The sequence below is a fragment of the Streptomyces gamaensis genome, from assembly GCF_042656465.1.
GTDB classification, from domain to species: Bacteria; Actinomycetota; Actinomycetes; order Streptomycetales; family Streptomycetaceae; genus Streptomyces; species Streptomyces gamaensis.
This window is the reverse complement of sequence record NZ_JBHSPB010000032.1, coordinates 47706-55621: the sequence shown is the minus strand read 5'-3', so window position 1 is coordinate 55621 and position 7916 is coordinate 47706. Positions and strand designations below refer to the sequence as shown.

At 68.7% G+C, this 7916-nt stretch carries 5 protein-coding genes and 1 pseudogene; 1 reads left to right on the top strand and 5 read right to left on the bottom strand.

Annotation, left to right across the window (positions count from 1 at the left end; genetic code table 11):
- The 3 genes and pseudogenes from ACFP1Z_RS31575 to ACFP1Z_RS31565 all read right to left on the bottom strand — a co-directional run.
- Positions 1-166: helix-turn-helix domain-containing protein (locus ACFP1Z_RS31575; protein ID WP_390321176.1), on the bottom strand; the 166-nt coding region annotated here is incomplete at its 3' end.
- 228 nt (positions 167-394) lie between these two features.
- Complete coding sequence (locus ACFP1Z_RS31570; protein WP_390321171.1) at positions 395-1975, bottom strand: ISL3 family transposase; 1581 nt, start codon at positions 1973-1975, stop codon at positions 395-397.
- 172 nt (positions 1976-2147) lie between these two features.
- Positions 2148-2490 (bottom strand): annotated as a pseudogene (locus ACFP1Z_RS31565) (transposase); the annotation flags it as partial.
- A gap of 15 nt (positions 2491-2505) precedes the next feature.
- On the opposite strand from ACFP1Z_RS31565, the gene ACFP1Z_RS31560 reads away from it, so the two are divergent.
- A complete protein-coding gene (locus ACFP1Z_RS31560; protein WP_390321175.1) occupies positions 2506-2958 on the top strand; it encodes a transposase in 453 nt (150 codons plus the stop codon).
- Here the strand turns inward: ACFP1Z_RS31560 and ACFP1Z_RS31555 are convergent.
- Both ACFP1Z_RS31555 and ACFP1Z_RS31550 read right to left on the bottom strand, forming a co-directional pair.
- A complete protein-coding gene (locus ACFP1Z_RS31555; protein ID WP_390321170.1) occupies positions 2865-3428 on the bottom strand; it encodes a hypothetical protein in 564 nt (187 codons plus the stop codon). The genes ACFP1Z_RS31560 and ACFP1Z_RS31555 overlap by 94 nt on opposite strands.
- 131 nt (positions 3429-3559) lie before the next feature.
- Positions 3560-6766 (bottom strand): ALF repeat-containing protein, encoded by a 3207-nt coding sequence (locus ACFP1Z_RS31550; RefSeq protein WP_390321169.1) that lies wholly within the window; start codon positions 6764-6766, stop codon positions 3560-3562.
- Between the last annotated feature and the right edge of the window lie 1150 nt (positions 6767-7916).

Genomic DNA, 7916 nt, shown 5'->3' with positions numbered 1-7916 from the left:
CACGCCCTCGCCGGCGGGGCCTGTCCTCCAGGCCGGCCAGGCCCCGCTCGGCATACCGGACCTTGCAGCGGTCCACCGTCCGCGCCGAGATCCCGAGGAGTTCGGCTATGTCCTTCCGGCGCCGTCCCTCACTGGACCAGAGCACGATCCGCGCACGCAGGGCCACATCGGCCGAAACACTGCGAGAGGCCAACAACTCCCGCAAATCTTCCACTTGTTCAAGGGAGAGACGGAGGTTCACGTCAGGCTCAACGAGACAGGGAGCCTCAAGTGACACTGCAAGGATCACGAGACACTAGCAAACCCACCACACCCTCCCCTGAGGGCATGGCCGCGGACGGCAGTGTCGACGTACGACCTCTGCTGGCTCTGGCAAGATTTTCGTAGCCGGAGATCATCTTGGTGTGGTGGTCGGCCGGTCCGCGTAGCGGCGGCGGAAGTGGGCGATCAGAACGACCCGGTGGCGGAGGAGCGCGACGCCAGCGCGTCCGGCCATCAGGCGTTTTTGCAGCTTGACGTCGGTGATGCGGCCCTCGTTGACCCCGGAGTTGTATCGGGTCGTGATGCCCTGCGTGACGGCCTGCTGGTCCTCGCGCAGGGCTCCGGCGATACCAGCGAGAGGCGCCAGTCCGCTGCTGGTGAGGTCATCGAGCCAGGTGGGCAGGAGGGCGGCGTCGCGGTGGTCGAGCATGGCGGCGAACCGGCGGACCAGGTCGTGGGTGTGCCGGAGTTCCGGGCAGTGCCCGAGCAGTCGGTGCAGGCCTTCGGTGGCCTGGTGGCTGCGGCGGTCCGGGCGGGTGGTGATCCAGCGTGTGGCCTCGCGCGGGGAAGGCGGTCGTTCGCGCGGTGTATCCAGAGGCAGTCCGCGCCGCAGGGGCGCGACGGCCATCTTCACGCGCTGGTAGTGGCCGAGGTAGCCCTTGGCCTGGAGTTCTTCGTGGAGGATCTTCGCGCTGTGTTCGCCCTCGTCCCAGCGTTGCTGCCGGTAGTCGAGGTAGGGGTCCAGGGTGGAGGGTTTGCGGGGCGGGCGGCGCATCACTTCCTGCCAGGTGCGGGCCCGGGCGTACTTGCGCACTGTGCGGCGGTCCAGGCCGAGTTCCCGGGCCACGGCAGCGACGGGCCGGCCGGTGTCGGCCAGGGTGTGCACGGCCTCGAACAGTCTTCTGGCGTGCCGTCCGGCCCGGGTGTCCGCGGCAGTGCCTGCTGCTGCCACAGCGTCCGGCGGAGGTCCGGGCTCCTCGGCGGCCAGCAGTGCTGCGGGCAGGCAGCTGCGGTGGGCGGCGGCGACATCCTGAACACGCCGGGACAGTCCCTGCCACATGTGGAAGCGGTCGCTTGCCTGAAGGGCGTCGGGGGCTCCGTCGGTGATGCCCTGCCGGTAGGCCAGGGAACCGTCGCGGCAGACAATCTCGACGCCGGGATGCGCGCGGAGCCAGTGGCCGAGCTGCCCGGCGTCCCGTCCCTCCCAGAGCGTGAGCGGCAGCCGGGTGGTGGCGTCGACCAGCAGGGTGCCGTAGGTGCCGCCGTACAGCGCGAAGTCGTCCACCCCCAGCACCCGGGGTACTTCCAGGGGCGGCAGCGGCAGACGCATCAGCTGGGACAGCACGGTGCACCGCGAGAGCGTGACGTCCAGGACTCGCAGCATCCGGGCCCCGCCCCGGCCGGCCAGCACCACCCCGACCGTCTCCACCAGGCGCTGGAGCAGCGGTGTGCGTCGCTGGTAGCGCACGGTCAGTCCCGGCACCTGCTCGGCGAACGTCGCCTTCGGGCAGGCCGGGTTCTCGCAGTACAGACGGCGCACGCTCAAGTCGATCCGGACCGGCCGGCCGCCGATCGCGACATCGGCGAGGTGCCGTACGTAGCGGCTGTGGGCCCACTCGCTCAGCGTGCCGCAGCCCGTACACCCCGCCGGAGCACACGACCGCGTCAGGGCCCGGACCACCACAACAGGACCGGACGCATCGACCGATACCACCAGCACCTTCGCCAAGTGCGGTAAAAGGTACGACAGTTCAACAGCACACAACCAGAGGCTGCCCGTTACGCGGACCGGCCGACCACCACACCAAGATGATCTCCGGCTACGAAAATCTTGCCAGAGCCACGTTCAGGTGTACGCCGACAGGCAGCGACTTCGCCGCGATCCACCGCGCCCAGAACACTCTGCGTGTCCAGCACCACCAGGGTCGGGTCCTCTAATCGGCGTGCACGCTCCCGTACTTGGCAGCGCAGGAGTTCATGGATGACCTGGTCGGTTCCGTCGTCCCGCCAGGCGGCGAAGTAGTAGTACGCCGCGCTCTTCTGCGGCAGATCGTGCGGCAGATAGGCCCACTGGCACCCGGTCCGGCCCCTGTAGAGGATCGCGTTGACGATCTCCCGTATGTCGTAGGCGCCCTGATGGCCGCTGACCGAGCAGCGCCGGTCCTTCCACGCGGTGATCACCGGCTCGATCAGAGCCCACTGCTCGTCCGATAAGTCGCTTGGGGCTATGACGGTGGCAAGAAGATCAACGGCAGGCGCCGACACGTCATCACGGACTGTCTGGGCCTGCTGCTGATGGTGCTGGTGACGACCGCCGACGTCACCGACTGCCAGGCCGCCCACACCATGCTGCCCCGCCTGCACGAGCGGTTCACCGCGATCACGCTGGTGTGGGCCGACAGCGGCCACCACGGCCGGCTCGTCACCTGGGCGAAGGAGAAACTGCAACTCACGCTGCAGATCGTGAAACGCTCGGACAATGTGTCAGGGTTCGTGGTACTGCCGAGACGGTGGATGGTGGAGAGGAGTCTGAGGCGGCTGACGGGTTCGCCCCGCCTGGTACGGGACTTCGAGACACTGACCGCCTCCAGCGAGGCGGTCATCTACCTCTCCCAGGCCATGCTCCTCAGCCGCCGACTCGCCCAGCGCGCGTCCCGCACGCGGTCCGGGCAGGACCGGTGGGCTGCCGCCGCGTGAATCGGCCCGACGGCGACGCCGTCAGCCAGCAGCCTCGCCCTGGACCGCACGCCCTCGATCTTCGCGGGCACCAGCTCCAGCCGAAGCCCGGCGGCAAGCTGCTTCGCCGAGATCCCCTCGCCGTCACCCGCACCGGATTCCACCAGCTCGACGATCCGCCGGTAGCCCACCGCGAGCGCGCCCACCGTCGCCTCCTCGTGCCAGCGCGGCACGACGGACCCCACAACCGGAGCCGGTAACCTCTCAGCCATGACCGGTGCCTCCTGCGCACCGGCAGCGGGCGCCTGTGTTCGTTCGCCGCCGGCAGCCAGGGCCTCGGCGAGTTCCGTCCGGGCACCCACCCGCCGTTCCAACACCGCTTCCTTGTCAGCGAGTTCAGCCGTGATCCGCTCCATCTCCGCGCGGAGATTCTGTGCCCGAACCCGGGCAGCCGCCTCCCGCTCCTCCAGCAACCCCATCACCGACGGCATCGGTCAACTCCGCATCACCGAGAACAAACTGATCGCCCGAACTCTCCTGCGGTGACACCGAATCCATGCCTGAACAGCGGAAACTCAATCCTCAAATCCGGAAAGACAACGGCTTCTTAGACAAATTCTTGCTAATGCTCCGTAGCCGCTCCGTAGCCCCACGCGGCAAACCCTCCTATCCCTCCCGCCACTCCGCCGATAGCAGCACCGGGGATGCAGCCGGTCTCTAAACCGAAGAGGCATCCTGAGACCAGGCCTGTGATCGCACCCTTGATGGAATCCCTGGCCGCGTCCTTGAAGCCCTTCCACACGCGGCCAAGAAATGAGGCCGGGGATGCGCGAGCAGCAAGCACAGGCCGGATATTGGTGTCTTCGCTGGGTATCATGCTGGAGGCCTCGCCAAACCAGCCTTGCATGGTGTTGAACTGTTGATAGCGGTCGCTGGGTTGCTTTCCCCAGTTGACCGTCGGTGCACTATCGTTGCGCGGGTTGTCTGCGGGGTCGATGTGCTTTTCTGCGTTCTCCTTGGCCTTTTGCGCGGCGCGGGCAGCTGCTTCGACGAGTTCCCGCTGTCGTGCCTTGATCGCGATGGTGCGGGCCTGGCCGGCGGCCTGTTCTGCGGCGGCGGCGTCCTTGTGGGCGGCGGTTGCGTCCTGGCGGGCCTTGTCGGCGGCTGCGGCCGCGTTGTTGGCTGACTGGATTGCCTGTGCGGCCGAGGTTTCTGCCTGGTTGGCGGAGTAGTTGGCCTGTCGTGCCGCGCTGCGGGTGGTCTTCGCAGCGTCTTGGGCCTGCTGGGCCGAGTGGGCCGCGTTCTGGGCGAAATTCTGCGCGTCGTCGGCGTGCTGCTGGGCCTGCTTGGCGTAGCCGTCGGCATCCTTGGCGGACTTGCGGGCCTTGGCTGCCCACTGTTCGGCCTCATCGGCCGCCTGGTGGGCCTTGGCGGCGGCGACGGAGGCTTCCTGTGCTTGCTTCTGCGCGGTCGAGGCCACCTTGGCGGCTGCGGCGATGGCCGACTGGATCACGGCTTCGTGGGCGGCGGCGTCCGCATCCTCTTGGGCGGCGATGTACTGGACGCGGGTGACGAAGTCGTGCTGCATCCACGTGGGCCCTTCGAGGGCCTGCTGCGCAGCCGATTTTGCCTCAGGGCCACCGGAGTTGAGGAGTTTGGCGATGGTGGCCCTGTCGTCCTCGGCTTGGGTTGCGGCGTGTCCGGTGAGGAGGAAGTCGTACAAAGCCTTGGGGCTTCCGTCATCGAGGGCTTTGTTGGCGGCTTCGGTGACGGCCTTGCTCGCGCCGTGGAGAATGTGGGCGGTCTTGACGCGGAAGTCCTCGGCCTGGGTGTCGATGAACTCTGCGGTGAGGAACTGTTCGATCTTGGCGGGGTCACCGTTGTTGAGGGTGTCGGCCGCAGCAGCGGCCAGAGGGGCGCTTCCGATCGTGGACAGGTACTGGATCTCTTCGCGGTCGTCTTGTTGCAGGGCCTGGATGTAGCCATTGTGCAGCCAGGCGGTCATGGAAGCGTCCGTGCCCGACAGGGCACCAGCCGCGGCCTGCCGCGTCCATGTGCCGGGGGAGGCAAGAAGGTTGACGGCGGCCTTGCGTGCGGTCTGGGCGGCCTGGTGCGGATCGGCAAGGTGCTGGGCCTGGTTGATCAAATCCTTGGTAGCCGTGTCGGTCTGCTGCTGCGTGGTCCGCTCCTGCTGCAGCCACCACTGGTTGGCGTCCGAAGTCTTCTTCAGGTCAGCGGCTTGCTGCAGACCGAGTTTCATCTCACCGGCGATGCGGGCCTGGTCGGCTTCCCGGGCGAGTTCGGCGACCTTGGCAGCGCGGGCGACGGCATCCGTGGCCGTGTCCGCGGCCTCACGGGCGGCCTTGGCATGCGCGGTGGCCTGGTTGGCGTAGTCGCGGGATTGGCCCGCATACTTGGCGGCCTCATCGGCCTGTTTGGCCGCTGCTTCCGCGTGAGAGGCGGCGTTGGTGGCCACACGCTGGGCATCGCGCGCGGCTTCGGCGGCATTCGCGGCAAGGGCGGTGGCGCGGTCGGCGGCACTGGTTGCTGCGTCGGCGGCGCGCTGCGCGCGGTCGGCGGCCTTACGGGCCCGCGCGGCCTGGGCCTTGGCCGCTCCCGCGTCACGGGCCGCGTCCGCGGAGGCGGCTGCTGCTGCGGCCGCGTCGCGTCCGGCGGCCGCAGCGGAGCGGGCAGAGCGTCCGGCCTCATCGCTGGCGTCCGCAGCGTGGCCGGCAGCGGCCGCGGCGGTGCGGGCTCCGGCGGCGGCATTGCGTGCGGTCTCGGCCGCCTGACGCGCAGCATGCGCGTCGGCGGCGTTGGCGGAGGCGGAGGTGGCGGCCCGGTAGGTGCGGGAGGCGGCCTCGCCTGCTGCTGCGGCGGCGGTCGCAGCGGCGGAGGCAGCGCTGGCGGCAGTGCGGGCGGCGTCCAGGGCGGTGTTGGAGGCGGCGATCGCGGTGCGGGCGGCCTGGGCCGCGCCGGTGGCGGCATCAGCGGCACGCCCGGCGGCTTCACCGGCCTTCGCCGCGTCGCCCTTGGTCTTGGCGGTCTCCTCGGCGGCCTTCTGCGCCGCGGTCTTGGCCCACGCCGCAGCCTTCTTCGCCTTCTCCGAGGCATCCTTGGCCCCGTCCGTCTCCGTCTTGGCCCGCTTGCCCGCCTCTTCGGCAACGGCAGCGAGCTGCTGGACGGTCATCGTCTCCGTATCCCGGGCGCGGGCGATCTCCAGATTGTGGGTGAGGAACCGGGTAATCGCCTCCGGTCCGCCGTCCAAAGCTCGTTGGGCGGCCTTCTTCACCTCCGGGCCGCCATTGGCCAGCAAGGTGGCGGTCCTGGCCCGGTCGTCTTCCTGCTGCGCCACTTGCCGGCCGCTGGAGATGAAGCCCTGCAGCGCCTTCTCCGTACCGTCGTCCAGAGCCTTCTGGGCGGCTTCCTTCACCGCCCGTTCACCGTTGTTCAAAACGGTGGCCACGACGACACGTCTGTCTTCCTGCAAAGGCACCTTATAGCCTTCGGTGACGAATGCGTCGAGTTCCTTGTCCCCGCCATCCAGCGCCTTCTGCGCCGCGGCGAACGTAGACCGGCCCGCCAGGGGTAGCACGGACGCGATGGCGATACGCTCGTCCTCGCTCTGTGCCCGTCGTCTGCCCTCACTGAGGAACTTGGCGATGTCCCCGTCGTCGCCGACAAGGGCACGGGCGGCAGCTTCTTTCGTGGCCTGGCCACCGGTCTGCCACGCCTCGACCACCTGGCCCCTCAGGTTCAGTGAGGGCGGGGCATCGGCCTGGGCGGGCAGGGGCAGCGCCACGCTCGTGCCCAGGACGGCCGCTGCCACCCCCAGCACGGTTGCCACCCGTCTGGGCCGTCTCCGCGAGCTGGCAGAGGGCCGGTACCGGGAACCTATGGGTTCTGGAGGGCGAGCCGAGCGGCGAGTCATCACAGGGTTGCTCCATTCCAGACGGGAATACGCACCACGGCACGGGTGGCCTTGACGGCCCTGGCCCTGTCCGCGTCGGGCAGATTGAACGGGGCACCGGTCACAGAAGCAGCGGCCTCGCGCGCACTCCGCCTGCCGGTCCAGTAGGCCGAGACAGCCTTGCCGCGGTTGGTGTCCGGAAGCTGTCGGGACGAGTCAGGTTCGGGTCCGGCAGCGTAGGCCAGGCCGGGGGCAAGGGCGATAGGCGCGGCGGCGGCACCGATAGCGGCTAAGGAGACCAGGACACGCCGTCTGCTCATGAATGTCCCTGGCAAGGCAAGCAGCCCTTTCTCAGTTGAGCAGGGGTGTCCCAGCGATCGGCCGGACGCCCCTGGGAAAGAGAGGATCAGAGGGGGTCAGCGGCTGTAGTAGCGCCTGATGAAGCGAACACGGCCCAAGGCCCAGTCCCCGTCGGCGGATTACCGGCTGCGCGGTGGGGGCTTGAGCCTGCCATTCCTCCTGGCCGTCCAGTGGCCGCCCGGGTGACGGACCTGACCCGGCCGCTGTAGCCGTACAGATCGTGACGCCCGTACGACTCCGTAGAAGCCACCGGTGACAACCCGCGTGCGTCCGTGGGCGCAGTTGCCCCCCCGGTGCGCCACAACTCGTCGGGGCCGCTGACCGCGCCCAGAGTCGGAACCGACTACGTCGTACTGGCAGCAGACCATGAGACACACGCCCCCCAACAGTCTTCTGGCCTGGGTATTCAAACACCCATCGGCCCGGACCGGCGACAGGGATGGAGGCGGCCGAAGTCGTGATCCGGCCAGTCCATCGAGGCCGAGAGAGCCAGCCTGGCCGATGGTCCGCACCTGTCTGTCGAGTCGGAACGGGTGACTGGCGCGCCGGGGGCGGGCGGGATACTGCTGGTGCGCGCCGAGAGAGCTACAAGGGCACGAGTAGTGAGTCAAGGCCCTTATGAGATAGGTCAGTTGCGCAAGGCTGTCTTTGTCCTGCCGTACAGAGCACAAGCCCATGTTTGAATCTTGCGTACCCGTGCTCAACCAGC

Bases quoted from the DNA above. Each gene is read 5' to 3' on its own strand.
- ACFP1Z_RS31555 (WP_390321170.1), bottom strand. From the start codon at position 3,428: ATGCCGTCGGTGATGGGGTTGCTGGAGGAGCGGGAGGCGGCTGCCCGG.